The sequence below is a fragment of the Phycicoccus sp. DTK01 genome, assembly GCF_017312765.1.
In the GTDB taxonomy this organism is placed as follows: domain Bacteria; phylum Actinomycetota; class Actinomycetes; order Actinomycetales; family Dermatophilaceae; genus Phycicoccus; species Phycicoccus jejuensis.
Genome location: NZ_BOPU01000003.1, coordinates 433799 through 452684, shown reverse-complemented (window position 1 = coordinate 452684; position 18886 = coordinate 433799). Strand labels below are relative to the sequence as shown.

The following is an 18886-nucleotide window of genomic DNA, read 5'->3' as shown; positions in this document are numbered from 1 at the left end:
TCAGACCACGTCCCTCGACCAGGTGGGCAGCGGGCCGGACTGGAAGTACCGGGCCGCGATGGCGCTCGACGCGGCGGTGACGGCGGACTGCACGCGCAGCATCTGCGCGGGCAGGTCGGCGATGACCTCGGCCGTCGAGCGGTACTCGAGGGAGGTGCGTACCCGGCCGAGCTGCCGACGCGCCTCGTCCGAGACGCCGATGCGCTCGGCCTGCGGGGGCGAGAGCGCCTCGAGCCGGCGCTCGGCCTCGAGCAGCGAGAAGAACACCGACCGGGGGAACTCGCGGTCGAGGACGAGGAAGGCGGCCGCCCGGTCGTCGCTGAGCAGACCCCGCTGGCTGCGCATGAACGCCTGCTGCGCACCGCAGCTCGACAGGACGACCGACCACGGGGCTCCCCCGCCCGGGAGGCCGCCGGTGGCGACGAGGCGTGCGGTCATGTCGGCGCGCTCGATGCTGCGCCCGAGGACGAGGAAGTCCCAGGCCTCGTCGTGCGACATCGTCGAGTCGGCGATGCCGGCGACGAACGCGGCGCGCTCGCGCACCCACGACAGGTGCCGCTCGGTGACGGCCGCGCGGCCGAAGCCGTTCCACCGGTGCCACGTCGTGTTGATGCCCTCCCACAGCTCGGTCGAGAGGGTCTCGCGGGCCCGGCGGGCGTTCTCGCGGGCGGCGAACCACGCCCCGCTGATCGAGCTCGGGTTCGACCGGTCGAAGACGAGCGAGGCGCCGACGTCGTCGAAGGACACCGACCCCTCGTGCGGCAGGCCCATGATCACCGAGAGGACGGTGTGCGCGGCCTCGGCCTCGACGGCCACCGGGTCCTCGAGCAGCTGGAGGCGGAGCACGTCGACGATGCGCGCGGTGCCGTCGGCGCGCTCGGTGTAGCGGCCGATCCAGAACAGCGACTCCGCGATCCGGCTCAGCATCGGGCGGCACCCCCGTCGGTCGGGCGGCCCTGCTGCTGCTGTTGCTGCTGGGCGCGCATGCTGTCCTCGAGCGAGGCGGTCGGGGCGCTCATGACGACGACCTCACGGTTGTCCGGGTGCGCCGTCGACGTCGGCGGCGCGGCGCGGCGGTCGGAGAGGACCCAGGTGTCCTTGGAGCCGCCGCCCTGGCTGGAGTTGACGACGAGCTCGCCCTCCGGGAGCGCGACGCGGGTCAGGCCGCCCGGCAGGACCCGCACCCGCTCACCGTCGTTGACGGCGAACGGGCGCAGGTCGACGTGGCGGGGTGCGAGCCGGCCGCCGATGAGGGTCGGAACCGTCGAGAGCTGGACGACCGGCTGCGCGATCCAGCCGCGGGGGTCGGTGCGGATCGCCTCGCGGAGCCGGTCGAGCGTCGCGCCGTCGGCGCGCGGGCCCACGACGAGGCCCTTGCCGCCGGAGCCGTCGACCGGCTTGACGACCATCTCGTCGAGGTGCGCGAGCACGTGCTCGAGGCCGGCGTCGTCGGCGCAGCGGTAGGTGTCGACGTTGGGGAGGATCGGGTCCTCGTCGAGGTAGAAGCGGATGAGGTCGGGCAGGTAGCTGTAGATGAGCTTGTCGTCGGCGACGCCGTTGCCGATCGCGTTCGCGACGGTGACGCGCCCCGCGCGCATCGCCGAGACGAGCCCGGCCGCGCCGAGGACGGAGTCGCCGCGGAAGTGCACGGGGTCGATGAACTCGTCGTCGACGCGGCGGTAGATGACGTCGACCGGCCGGTCACCGGTCGTCGTGCGCATCCGCACCTGGCCGCCGACGCACACGAGGTCGCGGCCCTCGACGAGCTCGACGCCCATCATCCGGGCGAGGAGCGCGTGCTCGAAGTAGGCGCTGTTGAAGACGCCGGGCGTGAGGACGACGACCGTCGGGTCGCCGGCGCCGTCGGGGGCGGCGGCGCGCAGGGCGTCGAGGAGCATCCGCGGGTAGTCGTGCACCGGCCGGATGCGCATCGTCGCGAACGCCTCGGGGAAGACGTTGGCCATCGCGCGCCGGTTGGCGATGACGTAGCTGACGCCCGACGGCACGCGGACGTTGTCCTCGAGGACCCGGAAGGTGCCCTGCTCGTCGCGGATGAGGTCGACGCCGGACACGTGGACCCGCACGCCGTTCGTCGGGCGGATGCCCATGACGGCGCGGTGGTAGTGGCTCGAGCTGGCGATGAGGCGCCACGGGAGGATGCCCTCGTGCACCGCGCGCGGGATCTCGCCCTCGCGCGAGTAGATGTCGTCGAGGAACGACTCGAGCGCCGTGACCCGTTGCTGCACACCGGACTGGATGACCTGCCACTCGTGGGCGCTGATGACCCGCGGCACGGCGTCGAGTGGGAAGGGCCGCTCCTCCCCGGCGTAGTCGAAGGTGACGCCCTGGTCGAGGTAGGAGCGCGCGAGGATGTCCGCCCGCTCGCGCAGCGTCGTCCCCGTCGTCGAGCGCAGGGTGTGGAAGACGGCCTTGTACGGGGTCCTCGGCTCCTGCGGGCCCGCGAGCATCTCGTCCCACGGCCCGCCGCCGAGCCGGTAGCCGTCGAACAGGCTCTCCGCGGCCTCGGTGCTGGTCGGCTCGGTCACGGGCCGAACCTAGGGCGAATCGGTGACCGTGTCATCACGAGCGTGTCTCGGCCGTGTTTCCGGGACCGCCGTGTCCGGCGGACGGCGCCGACCCCCGCCAAGGTCGTTGCCGGATGACCCGGCAGCTGCGGGGTCCTCGCGCAGGACCCCCGACGGCCTCCCGCCCGCCGGCCCGCGCGAGTAGCCTCGCGCGCATGGGGCATCCAGCGGGGGACGCCGGCGGACGCATCCCTCGTGTGCGCCGAGGCGCCGGCCGAGCAGCTGCCGCCGCCTCGCTGGGGGTCGCGTGCGTGCTCGGTGGGTGCTCCGGGTCCGGTGAGGCGGTGGGCACGGCGTCCTTCCCCGTCGCGACGGCCGTCTCGTGCCCCACGGGCGAGGTGAACACGGGGACGCCGGACGGCGCGGCCGGCTCCGACGGCGTCGCCGACGTCCGCGAGCACGCCGCCCGGTGGGCCGACGCCACGGACTTCGCCGACCGGTTCCCCGCGGCGCGCCTGACGGTCGGGCAGTCGCCGGACGAGGCCGTCGCACGCTTCGTCGAGCGCAACGTCCTCCGGGCGAAGCTGACGTACTCGAGGTCGTCCGACGCCTGGGTGCTCGACGCGCTCGAGTACTGCTGACCGCCCCTGCCCCGCTCGACCCGCACCGCACCATCGGGTGCGTGAAAACCCGTGGCCCGCAGCGCCACCCGGCCCTAGCCTGCCGGGGTGACGACCTCCCCCACACCCTCCGTGCGCCTCTCCCCCGTCGACGCCACGACCTGGCGTGCCGTGGCGGCGCTCGCCGTCGCGCCGGACCAGGAGCGGTTCGTGGCGACGCCGCTGCACTACCTCGCTCTCTGCGCCTACGGCGGGGTGTGGACCGCGTACGCGGCCACGGTCGACGACGACGTCGTCGGCCTCCTCATGCGCGGGGTGGACGACGAGGACGGGAGCCTCTGGCTGGGTGGCATCCTCGTGGACGCCGCGCACCAGGGCCGTGGCCTCGGTCGCGCGATGGTGGTCACCGCCCTCGAGACCTGGACGGACGAGGCCGGAGCCGCCGGCTTCGCGCTCTCCTACGAGCCGGCCAACACCCGCGCGGCGGCGCTGTACCGCTCGCTCGGCTTCGTCGAGACCGGAGAGGTCGACGACGACGAGGTCGTCGCCCGTAGGCCGGCCGGCGCCTGACGCGGACGACCGTCGGCGCGGCCGACGGAACGCTCCGGCCACTGCGCCCGTTGCACCCGGTACCGACGAGAGGACACGCGTGCGCACGCTGCTCAACATCATCTGGTTCGTGTTCGGGGGCTTCTGGCTGGCCCTCGGCTACGCCGTGGCCGGGGTCGTGCTCTGCGTCCTCGTCGTGACGTTCCCCCTGGGCGTCGCGTCCTTCCGGATGGCCAGCTACGCCCTGTGGCCGTTCGGCCGCGCGGTGGTCGAGAAGCCCGGCGCCGGGACGGGGTCCGTGCTGCTCAACGTCGTGTGGATCGTGCTCGCCGGCTGGTGGCTGGCGCTCGGCCACCTGATGACCGCCGTCGCGCAGGCGGTGACGATCATCGGCATCCCGCTGGCGATCGCCAACCTCAAGATGCTGCCGATCTCGCTCGTGCCCTACGGCAAGGACATCGTGCCGACGGACGCCCTGCCGCCCGGCCGGCGCCCACTGCACTCGCTCTGAGCCCCGGACGGATCAGCGCGGGTCAGTCCCGCCGGTGCTCGGGCGCCTCGCGGACCGCCTCGCGCACGAGGCGCATGGTCATCTCGGCGTCGTAGCCCTTGCGCGCGAGCATCCCGGCGAGGCGTCGGGTCTGGACGTGCGGCTCGAGGCCGTGCATCGTGCGCATCTTCTTCGCGACGAGGGCGCGTGCCCGGTCCTCCTCGTCGTGCGGGTCGACCTGGGCGAGGGCCGCCGCGGCGGTGTCGTCGTCGACCCCCTTGCGCCGCAGCTCCTGCCGCAGCGCGCGCCGGGCCAGGCCGCGCCCCGCCTGCTGGGAGCGCACGAGCATCCCGGCGTAGGCGTCGTCGTCGACGAGGCCGACCTCCTCCATCCGGTCGAGGACGGCCGCCGCGACGTCGTCGGGGCAGTCCTTGCGCCGGAGCACGTCCTCGAGCTGGTGGCGGCTGCGCGGCGCCGCCGTCAGCTGGCGCAGCACGATCTGCCGGGCCCAGTCGTGCGGGTCCGGCTCGCTGCCCCGCGTCCGCGGGTCGGCCTCGGGGTCGGCGGGCCGGGAGCCGGCCCGGCCCCCGCGCCCCTCGGCCCGGCGACCCCGGGACCGGGCACCGCGCCCGCGCGGCCCACCGCGCACCTCCCCGCTGCCCTCCTCGCGCGCGTCGTCGCCCCCCGGCGGGGTCCACGCTCCCCCCGAGGACCCCGGCGACCCGGTGGTCACCGGGTCGCCGCCGCCCTCGAGGAGCGCGCGGAGGTCGTCGAGGGACGGGGACGGCCCCACCGCCCACTCGGGCGGCGGGGCCGATCCGTCGCTGAACGCCATCGGCGTCGACCTCAGAAGTCGACCGGCACGTCCGGCACGGCCTCGAGCTCGGGCTTGACCCCGACCCCGAGCTTCTCCTTGATCTTGCGCTCGAGCTCGTCGGAGAGCTCCGGGTTGTCCTTGAGGAACGCGCGGGCGTTCTCCTTCCCCTGCCCGAGCTGGTCGCCGTCGTACGTGTACCAAGCGCCGGCCTTGCGGACGAAGCCGTGCTCGACGCCCATGTCGATGAGGCCACCCTCGCGGGAGATGCCCTGCCCGTAGAGGATGTCGAACTCGGCCTGCTTGAACGGCGGGCTGACCTTGTTCTTGACGACCTTGCAGCGGGTGCGGTTGCCGACCGGGTCGGTGCCGTCCTTGAGGGTCTCGATGCGGCGGACGTCGAGGCGGACCGACGCGTAGAACTTGAGCGCCTTGCCACCGGTCGTCGTCTCGGGCGAGCCGAACATGACGCCGATCTTCTCGCGCAGCTGGTTGATGAAGATCGCCGTCGTGCCGGTGGTGTTGAGCGCACCGGTGATCTTGCGCAGCGCCTGCGACATGAGGCGGGCCTGGAGGCCGACGTGGCTGTCGCCCATCTCGCCCTCGATCTCGGCCCGGGGCACGAGCGCCGCGACGGAGTCGATGACGATGATGTCGAGCGCACCCGAGCGGATGAGCATGTCGGCGATCTCGAGCGCCTGCTCACCGGTGTCGGGCTGGGAGACCAGCAGCGCGTCGGTGTCGACGCCGAGCTTCTTGGCGTACTCGGGGTCGAGCGCGTGCTCGGCGTCGATGAACGCCGCGATGCCGCCGGCCTTCTGCGCGTTGGCGACCGCGTGCAGCGCGACCGTCGTCTTACCGGAGGACTCCGGGCCGTAGATCTCGACCACGCGGCCCCGGGGCAGGCCCCCGATGCCGAGCGCGACGTCGAGCGAGATCGAGCCGGTGGGGATGACGGCGATCGGCGGACGGACGTCGTCGCCGAGGCGCATGACCGCACCCTTGCCGTGCTGCTTCTCGATCTGGGCCATCACCGAGGCGATGGCCTTGTCCTTCTCGTTGCCGTTGGCCGCGGCCACCGGGTTGGGCATCACGCTTCCGCGGGATCCAGCCATGTCACACCAGTCCTTCGTGTCGTCATCGAGCGCGCCTCCCGGCGACCTGGCCCCCGCCGTCGGTCTCGTCGCGAGGTCTGGGTCAGACGCTAGGTGGAGGCACCGACACCGGTCACGGGTCGCCGTAGGACCTGTGGACGAGTGCTGCCGGGGTCACCACCTGTGGACGAGCATAGGCGAACACGTGTTCGACGCCCGCAGGACACGCCCACGACACGCCGGACCGGGCTCCGGCCTCAGCCGGTCGGTGCGGGGACGCCCCACATCGCCGCGACGTGCCGGACGTCGGTGCCGCAGCACCCGCCGAGCACCCGCATCGCCGGGAGCCGACGGCTCACGTGCATCTGGTCCGCCGCGAGCCGGTCCGGGTCACCGTCGTCGAGCTCCTCCGCCTCGTCGAGCTCGGCGTGGCTCATCGTCGAGGCGTTGACCCGGGTGCCGAGCAGCCGCCGCACCCACTCCCCCTCGTCGAGCGCCGGCAGGACGTGCGTCGGGTGGGCGCAGTTGACCATGTAGTGGTCCGGCGCGGCGGCCTCGTCGACCGCCCGCACGGCGTCGGCGAGCGTGCTCCCGTCGGGCAGGCGCCCGTCGGTCTCGACGGTGAAACCGACCGAGACGGGCAGGCCCGCCTCGCGGGCCGCGAGGACCACCCCGATGCCCTCGGCGGGGGTGGTCAGGGTGAGCGCCGAGACGAGGTCGGCGCCCGCGTCTGCGAAGGCCCGGACCTGGGGTGCGTGGTAGGCGCGGGCCTCCTCCGGGTCCGGCGCCTCCCCCGCCACGTAGCCGTCGCCCCGGGGGCCCAGCTGGCCCACGACGAGGACGGCCGGCACGTCGTAGCCCGCCGCGAGCCCCCGCAGCAGGTCGATGGCCGCGACGTTGGCGCGCACCATCGCGTCGACGTCGTAGCCGACCCGCGCCGCCCAGTCGGGGTTGGCCCGCCAGGTCGGGGACTCGAGCAGCAGCCCGGCCCCGGCGGCGGCCGCCACGGCGGCGTACCCGTCGTAGTACCGCCCGAGCAGCTCACGTCCGGTCGGGTCCTCGACGAGGGGGAAGGCGGCGAACTCCGGGAGGTCCACGCCGTGGTGGAAGATCAGGTCGGTCTCGAGGCCGCCGTCGGTGACGAAGCCTCGGAGCGCGGGGTCGTGCAGGGCCGCGAGGGACCCGGTGGTGGTCTCCATCCCCCGCAGTGTCCTCCGCCGCGCGCCCTGGGGGAATGGCTCAGGTGAGCAGCAGGGTCGCGATGCGTCGGGCCGTGCCCCAGACCCCGAGGGCCCCGAGGACGACGAGGTAGCCGACGTGCCACAGCAGGCCCCACGACACCTCCCCCAGCATCAGCCCGCGCTCGAGCGCGACCCCGTGGTAGAGCGGGGTCAGCCCGACGAGCCACTGCACGGCGTCCGGGTAGGTCGAGAGCGGGAAGAACGTCGCCGAGAAGAGGAACATCGGCTGCACCGCGAGCGTGACGTAGTCGAAGTGCTGCCACGAGCTCATGAAGGTCGTCGCGAACATCCCGACCGCCCCGAAGGCCAGCCCGACGAGCACCGCGGCCGGGACGGCGAGCAGCGCCCACCACGAGTGCACGAGCCCGGCCACCCACGCGACGACGAGGAACATCGCCGAGTAGAGGGCCCCGCGCGAGAGCGACCAGAGGATCTCGCCGACCGCGATGTCGCGCGGGGAGAGCGGCGTCGCGAGCATCGCGTCGTAGAGCTTCTGGTAGCGCAGCTTGAAGAACACGTTGTACGTGCTGTCGGCGATCGCCCCGTTCATCGCCGACGCCGCGAGCAGCGCGGGCGCGATGAACTCGGCGTAGGGCACGACCGTGCCGGAGTCGGTGGTGACCGTGCGCACCAGCGCCCCGAGGCCGACCCCGATGGAGAACAGGTAGAACACCGGCTCGACGAACCCGCTGAGCAGCAGCAGCCACGCGCGCCGGAACGCCGTGACGTTGCGCATGAGGACGTACCGCGCCAGGCCGATGCCGGCCGGGGCGGGGACGGCCCGCGCCGCGCGCGCGAGCGTGCCGGCGCTCACGACAGCAGCCTGCGGGTGAAGGAGCGGTGGGCCAGCACGGCGCCGACTCCCACGTAGAGGGCGAGCACGCCGAGGTGCCCGACCCCGGCCCAGCCGGGCCAGACCCCCTCGGACGCGTCGCGCGAGAGCTCGACCCCGTGCCAGAGCGGCGTGACCCACGCGAGCGGCTGCATCCACCCCGGCAGCTGGTCGACGGGGAAGAAGGTGCCGGAGAACAACATCAACGGGGTCATGACGAAGCGGAAGAGGATGCTGAAGCCGTTGTCGTTCTCGAGCCACGCCGCGAGCGCGAACGTGGGGACGGAGAACGCCATCCCGGTGAGGACCGCGACCGGGACGGCGAGCAGCACCCACCAGGACCCGAACGCCCCGAAGGGCGCGGCGACGAGCAGGAAGATGGCCGTCGCGACGCCGAGCTGGAGCGCGACGACGAGCAGGTGCCCCCAGAGGACCTCCCCGACCCGCAGCGGCGTCGAGAGCATCGCGGAGTACATCCGGTTCCACTTGATGTAGCCCATGACGGCGTAGGTCGAGTCGCCGAACGCGAGCATCATCGCCTGCATCGCGACGATGCCGGGGACGACGTAGCGCAGGTACGGCAGGCCCTCGACCCCGCCGGCGCGGGCGTCGACGAGGGCGCCGAGGCCGAGACCCATCGAGAGCAGGAAGAACAGCGGCGAGACGAAGCGCCCGATGACCGAGCCCTTCCACGTGCGCCGGTAGACGTACAGGTGGTGGGCCATCACCGCGCCGAGCCGCTCGCCGCGGCTCGTGGGGCGGCGCGGGCCCGGGCCGAGGCGCCCGCTCGGGGCGTCGGCGACGGCGGGTCCGGGGACGGTGGGCGCGGACATCAGTCGACCAGCGAGCGACCGGTGAGGTGGAGGAAGACGTCCTCGAGCGTCGAGCGGCGCACGAGCGAGGACAGCGGTCGGACGCCGCGCTCGTGGAGCCGGGCCAGGGTCTCGTCGCCGTCGGCGGTGTAGGCGAGCAGGCGGTCGGGCAGCTCCTCGACCCGTTCGGCCACGGCGCGGGCGGCGTCGACGTGCCGCTCCTGCTCGTCGACCGGGAAGCGCAGCTCGACGACCTCGCGCGTGGAGTAGGTGTCGATGAGCTCGCGCGGGCTGCCCTCGGCGACGATCCGGCCGCGGTCCATGACGACGAGCCGGTCGCACAGCTGCTCGGCCTCGTCCATGTAGTGCGTCGTGATGATGAGCGTGACGCCCTCGCGCTTGAGCCGGTAGAGGCGGTCCCAGAGGACGTGCCGGGCCTGCGGGTCCAGGCCGGTCGTCGGCTCGTCGAGCAGGAGGACCTCGGGGTCGTTGACGAGCGCCCGCGCGATGGTGAGCCGACGCTTCATCCCACCGGACAGCGGCTCGACGCGGTCGTGACGGCGCTCGGTCAGCTGGGCGAAGTCGAGGAGCTCGTCGGTGCGCGCGCGGACCTCCTTGCGGGAGAGGCCGAAGAAGCGCCCGTAGACCCAGAGGTTCTCCTCGACCGAGAGGTCCTCGTCGAGCATGTCCTGCTGGGGGCAGACCCCGAGCCGGGCGCGGATGGCGGCGCCGTCGGCGGCGGGGTCCATCCCGAGGATGCGCAGCTCGCCACCGGAGACCGGCGAGACGCAGCCGACCATCTTCATCGTCGAGGACTTGCCCGCGCCGTTCGGGCCGAGGAACCCGAAGGCCTCCCCGCGCAGCACCTGCACGTCGATGCCGTCGACGGCCGTGAAGTCGCCGAAGCTCTTGGTGAGGCCCCGGGCCCGCAGCAGCACGTCGTCGGTCACGAGGGGTGACGCTAGCCGAGCCCTCCGACGACCGCGCACCGGATTTCGGTCCTCGTCGGCCGGGACGGGGACGGCCGGGCTCCTGACAGGGATGGTGTCAGCGCAGGTCAGGGGCCTGACACGGCGTGTCAGACCGTCCGGGGACACCGCCGGCGCGCGGACGCCGCGCCGGACGACCAGCGTGGCGGCACCGCACCACCCCGCCCCGCAGGAGGACCCCGTGCCCCACCGTCCCACCCGCCGCGCCGCCCTGGCCGGCGCGGTCGTCGCCCCGCTCGGTCTCGCCCTCGGCGCCCCGAGCGCCGCGGCCGCCGGAAGCGTCGACATGGAGGCCGTCGTCCTCGCCGCCCAGGTCGACCCGCGCCGTCCGGACAGCGCCCTGACGACCGGCGCCGGCCCGAGCGTGCGGCTCGTCGAGCGCGCCCTCGCCGACCGCGGCCTCCTCGACCCCGCCTACGTCGACGGCCACTTCGGCACCCTGACGGTCTCGGCGTACGCGGCCTGGCAGCGCTCGCTCGGGTACACCGGGCTCGCGGCCAACGGCCTGCCCGGGCGCACGTCGCTCACCCGCCTCGGCGACGGCCGGTGGACCGTCGTCCGGCCGCTCACCCCCGGCTCGAAGGTCGCCTTCCGCGGCGTCACGGTGAACACGAGGACCCGCTCGATGCTGCGAGCGGCCGAGGCGCGCGCCGGGCGCACCCTCGTCGTCGAGCAGGGCTCCTACAACCCCGGCGGCGACCCGACGTCGGCCGGCACCCACGACGGCGGCGGCACCCTCGACCTCGACGCCGAGGCCCTCGGCTCGGCCGCCCGCACGAGCGTCGTCCGCGCGCTGCGCGAGGTCGGCTTCGCCGCCTGGCTGCGCTCGCCCGCCCAGGGCGACTGGCCCTGGCACGTGCACGCCGTCGCGATGAGCGACACCGACCTCTCGAGCGCCGCCCAGCACCAGGTCGGCGACTACCACCTCGGCCGCAACGGCCTCGCGAACCGCGTCCCCGACGACGGGCCCCGCGTCACCATCCGCACCTGGGAGGAGTACCAGCGACCGTCGTGACCCCCGGGGGACCCGCTCCCCCGATCCGGGCTGCCGCGACCGCGGCGCCCGTCCACCCCCACGTCAGGAGGACGTGATGAGCACCACCCTCAAGAAGGTCGCGGCGAGCGCCGCGGCCGCCCTCACCGCGACGACGGCGTTCGTCGCCGCGAGCGCCCCCGCCCAGGCCGCGGCCCGGGACGGCGTCTGCGACACCGGCGAGTTCTGCCTCTTCTACAACAGCGACAACGCCGGCGCCGTCAGCGACTTCACCACCTCGATCGCCGACTACGGCACCACCCAGCCCTCCTGCTACGACTTCAAGGGCACCAAGGCCGGCCACGGGCTCTGCGTCAAGAACGAGGCCGCCTCCGTCTGGAACCGCACCGGCAAGAGCGTCACCGTCTACTACAACAGCAGCTACGCCGGCGCCTCCCAGACCTTCGCCGACGGCGCCAAGGCCAACCTCAACGCCACCCTCAAGAACAACAACGCCTCCCACCGCATCGGCAGCGGCGGCTCGTCGTCCGGGTTCCTCCTGCCCTTCCCCTGCGGCGAGAGCTGGGAGGGCCAGACCCGCAGCAACCACAGCCCGTCGCTCGCGGTCGACTTCAACCACTACCCCGACGACCTCGGCTGGAAGGTGTACGCGTCCGCGCCGGGCACCGTGACGACCGTGGCCAACCTCGGCAACACCTCGTACGGCCGGTACATCGTCATCTCGCACGCCGGCGGCTACAAGACCTACTACGCCCACCTCAGCTCGCAGGACGTCTCGGTCGGGCAGAGCGTCACCGCGAAGACGATGATCGGCCGCGTCGGCAGCACCGGCGGGTCCACCGGCCCGCACCTGCACTACGAACAGCGCCTCAACGGGACCGTCGTCAAGGCCACCTTCAAGGACGGCAGCCCGGCGTACCCGAACAACACGACGACCCTCCAGCGCAAGCAGTCCTGCCCGTGAGCGCCCTGACCCGCGCCCGCTGGGCCGCGGTCGCCGGGGCGGTGGTCGTCGCGACGGGTGTCGTGGCGACCCCCGCCCAGGCGGCCTCCCGCGACGGCGTCTGCGACACCGGAGAGTTCTGCCTCTTCTACAACAGCGACAACGCCGGCGCCGTCAGCGACTTCACCACCTCGATCGCCGACTACGGCACCACCCAGCCCTCCTGCTACGACTTCAAGGGCACCAAGGCCGGCCACGGGCTCTGCGTCAAGAACGAGGCCGCCTCCGTCTGGAACCGCACCGGCAAGAGCGTCACCGTCTACTACAACAGCAGCTACGCCGGCGCCTCCCAGACCTTCGCCGACGGCGCCAAGGCCAACCTCAACGCCACCCTCAAGAACAACAACGCCTCCCACCGCATCGGCGACGGCGGGGCCGGGGGGAGCTGCACGACGGACGGCACCAACACGAGGCTGCCCTCGACGATCCTCGTGTACCGCACCTCGCTCGGACGGGTCGACCGGGTGGACTTCAAGACCTACGTCAAGAACGTCCTGCCCAACGAGTGGGTCAGCTCCTGGCCCTCGGCCTCGCTCGACGCCGGCGCCACCGCCGTCAAGAGCTACGCCTGGTACTGGGCGCTGCACTCGACCCGGAAGACCCCGTCCGGTGCGTGCTACGACGTCCGGGACGACACCGGCGACCAGGTCTACCGCCCGGGGTCCTCCGTCGCCTCGACGAGCGCCGCGGTCGACCGCACGTGGTCGGTGCGGATGACCCGCGACGGGTCCGTGCTGCGAGCCCACTACTGCGCCACCTCCACGGCGTGCTCCGCGTGGGTGACCGGTGACTGGCTGTCGCAGAACGGCTCCCGCGACATGGCGAACGCCGGCAAGGGCTACCGCGCCATCCTCACGTCCTACTACCGCGGGATCACCCTGTCCTGACCGGGCCCGCCCGGACCGGAGGCCTCCCCACCGCACGAGCGGTGGGGAGGCCTCCCCATCGACCTCCTCGCTCCCCGGGTGGCAGTCTCGCCACGCGTCGGTAGCCTCGGCCTCGGCGCACCGACGCCACCGGGACGAGGGGAGAGCCATCGTGACCGACGCCGACCGGGCCGCGCGCAGCGCGGCCGTCAGCGCCTTCGCCGAGCACCTGCGCGCGGTGCGCGAGGCGGCCGGCACCCCGTCCTACCGGGCGATGGCCGCGCGCTCGCGGGCCATCTCGCACACGACGCTGCACGAGGCCGCGCGGGGCCACCGGCTCCCGACGTGGGAGACGGTGCGCGAGTACGTCCGTGCCTGCGACGCCGATCTCGGGGCGACACGCACCGCGTGGGACGCGGCCCACCGCGTCGTCGCGCCCACCTGCCCGGGGCAGGACCGGCCGGCTCCGGGCGCGGCGCAGCCCTCGGCGGACGCCGGGCCGCTCGTCGTCCCGGCGGTGGCGCCCGCGAGCGTCCCGACGACGGACCCCGACGTCCCGGAGACCGACCCACCCGAGCCGGCCGCCCCCGGCGCGGCCCGGCGGGCGCTCACCCTGGCAGGCACCGCGGCCGCCGTGGCGCTCGTCGCCGCCGCCGTGTCGTCGATGACGAGCCCGGACGGGATGACCGGAGCCGGTGTCGAGCGGGCCGCCGCCCTCGGGTCCGGCGGACTCGCGGCGCCATTGCCGACCCCGGCGCGCTGCCCGGTCCAGCAGCCCAACCCACCCGCCGCGGAGCCGGCGCACCCCGGTGACCTCGCGGTCTTCGTCGGGGACGCGACGCTCCCGGACTGCTCGGTCGTCGCGCCTCGCAGCACGACGACCAAGGTCTGGCGGCTGAAGAACGCCGGCACCCGGCCGTGGGTCGGCTACCGGCTGCAGCGCGTCGGTGGTCCAGCCGGGCCGGACGACTGCCAGACCATCACGCACGTCCCGGTGCCCGACACCGCGCCCGGTGCCGTCGTCGAGGTGGCGACCGCGGTCACCGCACCGGCCGCCGGCACCTTCTGCATCGGGCGGTTCAAGCTGACCGACGCCGAGGGCGCCGTCGCCTTCCCGGGCAGCCGCCCCGTCACCTACCAGCTGGTCGTGCGCTGACGTCCCGGCTCAGGAGCGCGGCGGGGGGACCTCGCGGCCGTGCCGCCGCTCGACGGGCACGTCCATCTGCGCGGTGAGGGCCGCCCAGACGGCGCGCGGCGCCTCGCCCGCGTCGAGGGCCTGCTGCGCGGTGCGGCCCCCCAGCGCGGTGAGGTGCTGGTTGTTCGCGAGCGAGCGCGCGTAGCCCTCGCCGAACTCCTCGGCCATGAGCTCCCAGAACCTCGAGTGACGCATCCGCCGATCGTAGGCGGCGCGTCCCGCGGCCGGTGCGGGCGGCCCGTCCCGCGACGGCATACTGGCGCCATGCGCCTCATCACCGCCGACGGGGTCCTCCCCTCGCTCGCCCGTGTCCACGAGCCCTCGCAGCCGCCCGTCCGGGTGGGGCTGGTCCAGCACGCCTGGGACGAGGACGCCGACCGGCTGCGCGCCACGCTCCTCGACGGCGTCCGCACCGCCGCCGACGCCGGGGCGCAGGTCGTCTTCCTCCCCGAGCTCACCCTCTCTCGCTACCCGGCCGACACGCTGCCCACGGGCCGCCCCGACGCGACGGCCGAGTCGCTCGAGGACGGCCCGACCGTGGCCTTCGCCCGGGAGGCCGCGGCCGCCGCGGGCGTGCACGTGCACGCGAGCCTCTACGAGAAGGCGCCGGCGCCGGACGGCTCCGACGACGGCCTCGGCTTCAACACCGCCGTCCTCGTCGCGCCCGACGGCAGGCTCGTCGGCCGTACCCGCAAGACCCACATCCCCGTGACGGCCGGCTACTACGAGGACAAGTACTTCCGCGCCGGCCCGCCGCAGGACGCCTACCCCGTCTACGAGCTCGACGCCGTCGGCGGGATGCGCGTCGGCCTGCCGACGTGCTGGGACGAGTGGTTCCCCGAGGTCGCCCGCTCCTACGGCCTCGCCGGCGCCCAGGTCCTCGTCTACCCGACCGCGATCGGCTCCGAGCCCGACCACCCGGACTTCGACACCCAGCCGCTGTGGCAGCACACCATCGTCGGGCACGCCATCGCCAACGGCGTCTTCGTCGTCGTCCCCAACCGCTACGGCACCGAGGGCCTCATCACCTTCTACGGCTCGTCGTTCATCGCCGACCCCTACGGCCGGGTCCTCGTGCAGGCGCCGCGCGACGAGGCGGCCGTCCTCGTCGCCGACCTCGACCTCGCCCAGGGCCGGGACTGGATCGACCTCTTCCCCTTCCTCGCGACCCGCCGCCCCGACTCCTACGCGCCGCTCGCCGCCCCGATCCGGCCCGAGCACCGGCGGGAGGGCTGACCGTGGCCTGGCGGATGCCGCCGGAGTGGGCCCCGCACGAGCGCACGTGGATGGCCTGGCCGTCCTCGGGCTACACGCTCGGAGAGACGGACGCCGACGCCGACGAGGCCCGCGCGACGTGGGCCGACGTCGCGCTCGCCGTGTCGCGCTTCGAGCCGGTCACCGTCGTCGTCGACCCCGCGGCCGTCGCCGTGGCGCGGCACTGGCTCGACGAGGGCCGCCACGGCCGCTACCGCGTCGACCTGCTCGAGGCACCGCTGGACGACGCGTGGATGCGTGACATCGGTCCCACGTTCGTCCGCGACGACGACGGCACGCTCGGCGCGGTCGACTGGGTCTTCAACGGCTGGGGTGCGCAGGAGTGGGCGACCTGGGAGCACGACGCGCGCATCGGGACGTTCGTCGCCGGGCGGGCCGGGGCCGAGCGGGTCGGCTCCGACCTCGTCAACGAGGGAGGCGGCCTGCACGTCGACGGCGAGGGCACCGTCCTGCTCACCGAGACCGTGCAGCTCGACCCCGGCCGCAACCCCGGGCTGTCGCGGGCCGACGTGGAGGCCGAGATGGCGCGCACGATCGGGGCGACGCGCTGCGTCTGGCTGCCGCGCGGCCTGACCCGCGACTACGACGAGTTCGGCACCCGCGGCCACGTCGACATCGTCGCGGCCTTCGCCGCGCCCGGGACGGTCCTGCTGCACTGGCAGGACGACCCGGCGCACCCCGACCACGAGGTGTCGGTCGAGCTCGAGGGCCTCCTGTCGTCGTCGACGGACGCCGCGGGACGCACCCTCGAGGTCGTCCGGGTGCCCGCGCCGCGGACGCTCGAGGACGAGGAGGGCTGGGTCGACTGGTCCTACATCAACCACCTCGTCGTCAACGGCGGCGTCGTGGCCTGCGCCTTCGACGACCCGCGCGACGACGAGGCGCTCGGCGTGCTCGGGCAGGCCTACCCGGGCCGCACGGTCGTCGGCGTCGACGCGCGCCCGCTGTTCGCGCGCGGCGGCGGCATCCACTGCATCACGCAGCAGCAGCCGGCGGGCTGAGCACGCCGCGGGGGTGCCGACTGTCGGTCCGGCGTGCCAGAGTGCCGGGCACCGACCGAGGAGGCCACCGATGTCCCGCACCCGCGTCCACAGCTTCGCCGTCTCCCTCGACGGCTTCGGCTCCGGGGAGCCGCAGTCGCTCGAGGCGCCGTTCGGCCACGCCGGGCAGCGCCTCCACACGTGGATGTTCGCGACCCGCTTCTGGGGGCCGGACGGCTCGTCCGGCGTCGACGACGCCCTCGCGCAGCAGCACTCGGTCGGCATCGGCGCCGAGATCATGGGCTCGCACAAGTTCGGGCCGCCCGGCTGGCAGGACGACCCGGACTGGCGCGGCTGGTGGGGTGAGGACCCGCCGTTCCACACCCCGACCTTCGTCCTGACCCACCGGCCGCGCCCCCCGCTCGAGATGGCCGGCGGCACGACCTTCCACTTCCTCGACGCCCCGGTCGCCGAGGCGCTCGAGGTCGCCCGGGAGGCCGCCGGCGGGCTCGACGTGCGGGTGGGCGGTGGGGCGACGGTGGTCCGGGACTTCCTGGCGGCCGGGCTCGTCGACCACGCGCACGTCGTCCAGGTCCCGATCCTCCTCGGGCGCGGGGTGCGGCTCTGGGACGGGCTCGAGTCGCTCGAGGACACGTACGCCATCGAGGTGGTCGCCTCGCCGAGCGGCGTGGTGCACCTGCTGCTGGACCGTCGGGACTGACGTCGTGGGCACGACGCTCCGGCCGGTGCGGGACGAGGACCACGACGCCCTCTTCGCGTGGCAGCGCGACCCGCCGGCCGTGCGGATGGCCGCGTTCACCCGTGAGGACCCGGACGACCGGGCCGCCTTCGACGCGCACCAGCACCGCGTCCGGGCCGACCCCGCCGTCCGGCACCGGGCCATCGAGCGCGACGGCGTGCTCGTGGGCACCGTGGCCGCGTTCACCGTCGAGGGCGAGCGCGAGGTCACCTCCTGGGTCGACCCCGCGCGCTGGGGCGAGGGCATCGCGTCGGAGGCGCTGCGGCTGCTCCTCGCGGAGGAGCTGCAGCGGCCGGTCCACGGGCGGGTGGCCGCCGACAACGTCGCGTCACGCAGCGTGCTGGAGCGCAACGGCTTCCGCGTCGTCGGCCAGGACGCGGGCTGGGCCGCCGGCCGCCGGGCGGAGGTCGCCGAGCTGGTCCTGCGCCTCGACGGCTGACCCGGGGGCCGGGCCGTCGAGGCGCAGGACCTCGGGCTCAGCGGTGGCGGGCCGCCAGCTGCACGCCCTGCGGGGCGAGCCGCGGCGCCGCGACCTTCGCGGCACTCTTCGCCAGCGCCGGTGCCGGGGCGGCCTCCATCGTGCCCGCCACGTCGATGACGAGGTTGGTCGACCCGACGCGGTTGTGCACCGAGAAGTCGTAGTCGGTGCCGATGTCGGTGAACGTCATGTTCGACACCAGCTGGCCCGCGGCGGGGTTGAGGTTGCTCACCGTCGGCCGCGTGTAGTCGGCGTTCCAGAGCGTGAGGACCGTGGTCGTCGTGGGCTTGTTCGCGGTCGTGTTCGTGACGAGCGCCATCGTGTCCGTGGTCGTGATCGACGACGGCGTGGTGACCGTGCGGGTGCCGTTGGACGGGATGGCCGAGGAGATGCCCTGACCGGTCTTGGTGTTGACGATGCGCGTCGGGCCCGGGAGCGCGCGGTAGCGCCACGTCCCGTCGAGGGTGTTGTCGTCGTAGATCCCGACGAGGTCGACGACGACGTGGGCGCTGCCACCTGAGGTGTTGAGGACACCGATGACGGGGGTGGTGGCGTCGGTGCACTCGGTGCCGCAGGCCCGCGTCGGCACCACGGCCATGTTGGGCACGGTCTTGCCCTTCGTGAAGTTGAGCGTGGAGGTGCCCGGGATGGCGTTCTCGTCACCGTTCCAGGCGGTGAGGTAGCCCGCGGAGGTCGGCTTGACGACCGTCACGTTGACCGCGAAGGCCCGGACGTGCGGGTTGACGGCCGTCGTGAAGTCGGCGCCGGTGCTCAGGTAGTAGCCGGCCGGCAGCGGGTCGTTCGTCGTGCGGGTGTCGAGGATGCGCGAGGGGTCCACGCCCGCGTAGCCGCCGTACGACTTCGTGGCGGTGCTCGTGCTCGCGTGGTAGTACCCGACGACGTCGGCGACGACGTGCGCGTTGCCCGCGTAGTTGAAGACCCGGACCTTGCCCCCGCTGCCGAGCTTGACCGTGACGAGGTTGGCCCCCGTCCACCCCTTGTTGAAGTTGACCGACGAGGCGGTCGGCCGGCTGGAGCCGGTCGGGTAGATCGTCACGTAGCCCTCGCTGCTCGGCGAGACGACGGTGACGTTGAGGATCACCGACGACGTCCCGCTCGTGGGCACGCCACCACGCGTGCTCACCTGGAGGTCGACGTAGCGGCCGGCCCCGAGCGGGGTCGTCGTCGTGACGCCGATCTTCTTGCGGGTGTCGAGCAGGCGGGCCGGCTTGAGCGGCGTGTAGGCCCCCGTCGGGCCCGCGACGGCGCTGGCCGCCGGGACGGGGGCCACCGCCTCGGCGGGTCCGGTGCTGACCCCGAGGGCCATCAGGATGGCGGCAGGCAGGATGGCGGCAAGGCGTCGCATGGG

21 protein-coding genes are annotated in these 18886 nt (G+C 73.9%); 11 read left to right on the top strand and 10 right to left on the bottom strand.

Features of this window, described 5'->3' with window-relative positions; genetic code table 11:
• Both J3473_RS09620 and J3473_RS09615 read right to left on the bottom strand, forming a co-directional pair.
• Positions 1-927 (bottom strand): alpha-E domain-containing protein, encoded by a 927-nt coding sequence (locus J3473_RS09620; protein ID WP_207022887.1) that lies wholly within the window; start codon positions 925-927, stop codon positions 1-3.
• On the bottom strand, positions 921-2468 hold the full coding sequence (locus tag J3473_RS09615; RefSeq protein ID WP_207023037.1) for a circularly permuted type 2 ATP-grasp protein: 1548 nt from the start codon (positions 2466-2468) through the stop codon (positions 921-923). The genes J3473_RS09620 and J3473_RS09615 overlap by 7 nt, the downstream gene beginning before the upstream one ends.
• 272 nt (positions 2469-2740) lie before the next feature.
• Here J3473_RS09615 and J3473_RS09610 point away from each other — a divergent pair, with 272 nt between their 5' ends.
• The 3 genes from J3473_RS09610 (at position 2741) to J3473_RS09600 (ending at position 4205) form a co-directional block, all read left to right on the top strand.
• Positions 2741-3166, top strand: a complete 426-nt coding sequence (locus tag J3473_RS09610; protein ID WP_207022886.1) for a hypothetical protein — start codon at positions 2741-2743, stop codon at positions 3164-3166.
• A gap of 87 nt (positions 3167-3253) precedes the next feature.
• Positions 3254-3715 (top strand): N-acetyltransferase, encoded by a 462-nt coding sequence (locus tag J3473_RS09605; protein WP_207022885.1) that lies wholly within the window; start codon positions 3254-3256, stop codon positions 3713-3715.
• 79 nt (positions 3716-3794) lie between these two features.
• A complete protein-coding gene (locus tag J3473_RS09600; protein WP_207022884.1) occupies positions 3795-4205 on the top strand; it encodes a YccF domain-containing protein in 411 nt (136 codons plus the stop codon).
• Positions 4206-4227: 22 nt separating this feature from the next.
• Here J3473_RS09600 and J3473_RS09595 read toward each other — a convergent pair whose 3' ends face one another.
• The 6 genes from J3473_RS09595 to J3473_RS09570 form a co-directional block, all read right to left on the bottom strand.
• The gene (locus tag J3473_RS09595) at positions 4228-5019 is read right to left on the bottom strand and encodes a regulatory protein RecX (RefSeq protein ID WP_207022883.1); all 792 of its coding nucleotides are present in this window, start codon (positions 5017-5019) and stop codon (positions 4228-4230) included.
• An 11-nt stretch (positions 5020-5030) separates the two neighbouring features.
• On the bottom strand, positions 5031-6089 hold the full coding sequence (recA, locus tag J3473_RS09590; RefSeq protein ID WP_030529245.1) for a recombinase RecA: 1059 nt from the start codon (positions 6087-6089) through the stop codon (positions 5031-5033).
• Positions 6090-6349: 260 nt separating this feature from the next.
• On the bottom strand, positions 6350-7291 hold the full coding sequence (locus tag J3473_RS09585) for a homocysteine S-methyltransferase family protein (RefSeq protein ID WP_207022882.1): 942 nt from the start codon (positions 7289-7291) through the stop codon (positions 6350-6352).
• Positions 7292-7331: 40 nt separating this feature from the next.
• Entirely contained in the window at positions 7332-8147 is an 816-nt protein-coding gene (locus J3473_RS09580; protein ID WP_030529243.1) for an ABC transporter permease, read from the bottom strand.
• Positions 8144-8998, bottom strand: coding sequence for an ABC transporter permease (locus tag J3473_RS09575; protein ID WP_207022881.1), 855 nt, complete (start codon positions 8996-8998; stop codon positions 8144-8146). The genes J3473_RS09580 and J3473_RS09575 overlap by 4 nt, the downstream gene beginning before the upstream one ends.
• Positions 8998-9927 carry an ABC transporter ATP-binding protein gene (locus J3473_RS09570; RefSeq protein ID WP_242525795.1) on the bottom strand — a complete coding sequence of 310 codons (930 nt, stop codon included), beginning with the start codon at positions 9925-9927 and terminating at the stop codon, positions 8998-9000. Before J3473_RS09570 ends, J3473_RS09575 begins: the two co-directional genes overlap by 1 nt.
• Positions 9928-10147: 220 nt before the next feature.
• Here J3473_RS09570 and J3473_RS09565 point away from each other — a divergent pair, with 220 nt between their 5' ends.
• From J3473_RS09565 to J3473_RS09550, 4 genes are all read left to right on the top strand, one after another.
• Positions 10148-10981, top strand: a complete 834-nt coding sequence (locus J3473_RS09565; protein WP_242525794.1) for a peptidoglycan-binding protein — start codon at positions 10148-10150, stop codon at positions 10979-10981.
• A 76-nt stretch (positions 10982-11057) separates the two neighbouring features.
• Entirely contained in the window at positions 11058-11924 is an 867-nt protein-coding gene (locus tag J3473_RS09560) for a peptidoglycan DD-metalloendopeptidase family protein (RefSeq protein ID WP_207022879.1), read from the top strand.
• Complete coding sequence (locus J3473_RS19505; RefSeq protein WP_242525793.1) at positions 11921-12850, top strand: SpoIID/LytB domain-containing protein; 930 nt, start codon at positions 11921-11923, stop codon at positions 12848-12850. Before J3473_RS09560 ends, J3473_RS19505 begins: the two co-directional genes overlap by 4 nt.
• A gap of 151 nt (positions 12851-13001) precedes the next feature.
• Positions 13002-13985 carry an NBR1-Ig-like domain-containing protein gene (locus J3473_RS09550; RefSeq protein ID WP_207022878.1) on the top strand — a complete coding sequence of 328 codons (984 nt, stop codon included), beginning with the start codon at positions 13002-13004 and terminating at the stop codon, positions 13983-13985.
• A 9-nt stretch (positions 13986-13994) separates the two neighbouring features.
• On the opposite strand, the gene J3473_RS09545 is transcribed toward J3473_RS09550, so the two are convergent.
• Entirely contained in the window at positions 13995-14219 is a 225-nt protein-coding gene (locus J3473_RS09545) for a DUF3046 domain-containing protein (protein WP_030527319.1), read from the bottom strand.
• 69 nt (positions 14220-14288) lie between these two features.
• On the opposite strand from J3473_RS09545, the gene J3473_RS09540 reads away from it, so the two are divergent.
• The 4 genes from J3473_RS09540 (at position 14289) to J3473_RS09525 (ending at position 17478) form a co-directional block, all read left to right on the top strand.
• Positions 14289-15260, top strand: coding sequence for a nitrilase-related carbon-nitrogen hydrolase (locus J3473_RS09540; RefSeq protein WP_030527320.1), 972 nt, complete (start codon positions 14289-14291; stop codon positions 15258-15260).
• Between the two features lie 14 nt (positions 15261-15274).
• A complete protein-coding gene (locus tag J3473_RS09535; RefSeq protein WP_207023033.1) occupies positions 15275-16300 on the top strand; it encodes an agmatine/peptidylarginine deiminase in 1026 nt (341 codons plus the stop codon).
• A gap of 70 nt (positions 16301-16370) precedes the next feature.
• The gene (locus tag J3473_RS09530; RefSeq protein WP_207022877.1) at positions 16371-17000 is read left to right on the top strand and encodes a dihydrofolate reductase family protein; all 630 of its coding nucleotides are present in this window, start codon (positions 16371-16373) and stop codon (positions 16998-17000) included.
• Positions 17001-17004: 4 nt separating this feature from the next.
• Positions 17005-17478: a GNAT family N-acetyltransferase gene (locus J3473_RS09525; protein ID WP_207022876.1), complete on the top strand. Its 474-nt coding sequence runs from the start codon at positions 17005-17007 to the stop codon at positions 17476-17478.
• A gap of 37 nt (positions 17479-17515) precedes the next feature.
• Here the strand turns inward: J3473_RS09525 and J3473_RS09520 are convergent, their stop codons facing one another.
• The gene (locus J3473_RS09520; RefSeq protein ID WP_207022875.1) at positions 17516-18883 is read right to left on the bottom strand and encodes a hypothetical protein; all 1368 of its coding nucleotides are present in this window, start codon (positions 18881-18883) and stop codon (positions 17516-17518) included.
• Positions 18884-18886: the final 3 nt, after the last annotated feature.

Coding starts and splice junctions, on each gene's coding strand:
- J3473_RS09545 (WP_030527319.1), bottom strand. CDS start 14,219: ATGCGTCACTCGAGGTTCTGGGAGCTCATGGCCGAGGAGTTCGGCGAG.
- J3473_RS09610 (WP_207022886.1), top strand. CDS start 2,741: ATGGGGCATCCAGCGGGGGACGCCGGCGGACGCATCCCTCGTGTGCGC.
- J3473_RS09535 (WP_207023033.1), top strand. CDS start 15,275: ATGCCGCCGGAGTGGGCCCCGCACGAGCGCACGTGGATGGCCTGGCCG.
- J3473_RS09520 (WP_207022875.1), bottom strand. CDS start 18,883: ATGCGACGCCTTGCCGCCATCCTGCCTGCCGCCATCCTGATGGCCCTC.
- J3473_RS09560 (WP_207022879.1), top strand. CDS start 11,058: ATGAGCACCACCCTCAAGAAGGTCGCGGCGAGCGCCGCGGCCGCCCTC.
- J3473_RS09530 (WP_207022877.1), top strand. CDS start 16,371: ATGTCCCGCACCCGCGTCCACAGCTTCGCCGTCTCCCTCGACGGCTTC.
- J3473_RS09585 (WP_207022882.1), bottom strand. CDS start 7,291: ATGGAGACCACCACCGGGTCCCTCGCGGCCCTGCACGACCCCGCGCTC.
- J3473_RS09575 (WP_207022881.1), bottom strand. CDS start 8,998: ATGTCCGCGCCCACCGTCCCCGGACCCGCCGTCGCCGACGCCCCGAGC.
- J3473_RS09540 (WP_030527320.1), top strand. CDS start 14,289: ATGCGCCTCATCACCGCCGACGGGGTCCTCCCCTCGCTCGCCCGTGTC.
- recA (WP_030529245.1), bottom strand. CDS start 6,089: ATGCCCAACCCGGTGGCCGCGGCCAACGGCAACGAGAAGGACAAGGCC.
- J3473_RS09620 (WP_207022887.1), bottom strand. CDS start 927: ATGCTGAGCCGGATCGCGGAGTCGCTGTTCTGGATCGGCCGCTACACC.
- J3473_RS09595 (WP_207022883.1), bottom strand. CDS start 5,019: ATGGCGTTCAGCGACGGATCGGCCCCGCCGCCCGAGTGGGCGGTGGGG.
- J3473_RS09615 (WP_207023037.1), bottom strand. CDS start 2,468: ATGCTCGCGGGCCCGCAGGAGCCGAGGACCCCGTACAAGGCCGTCTTC.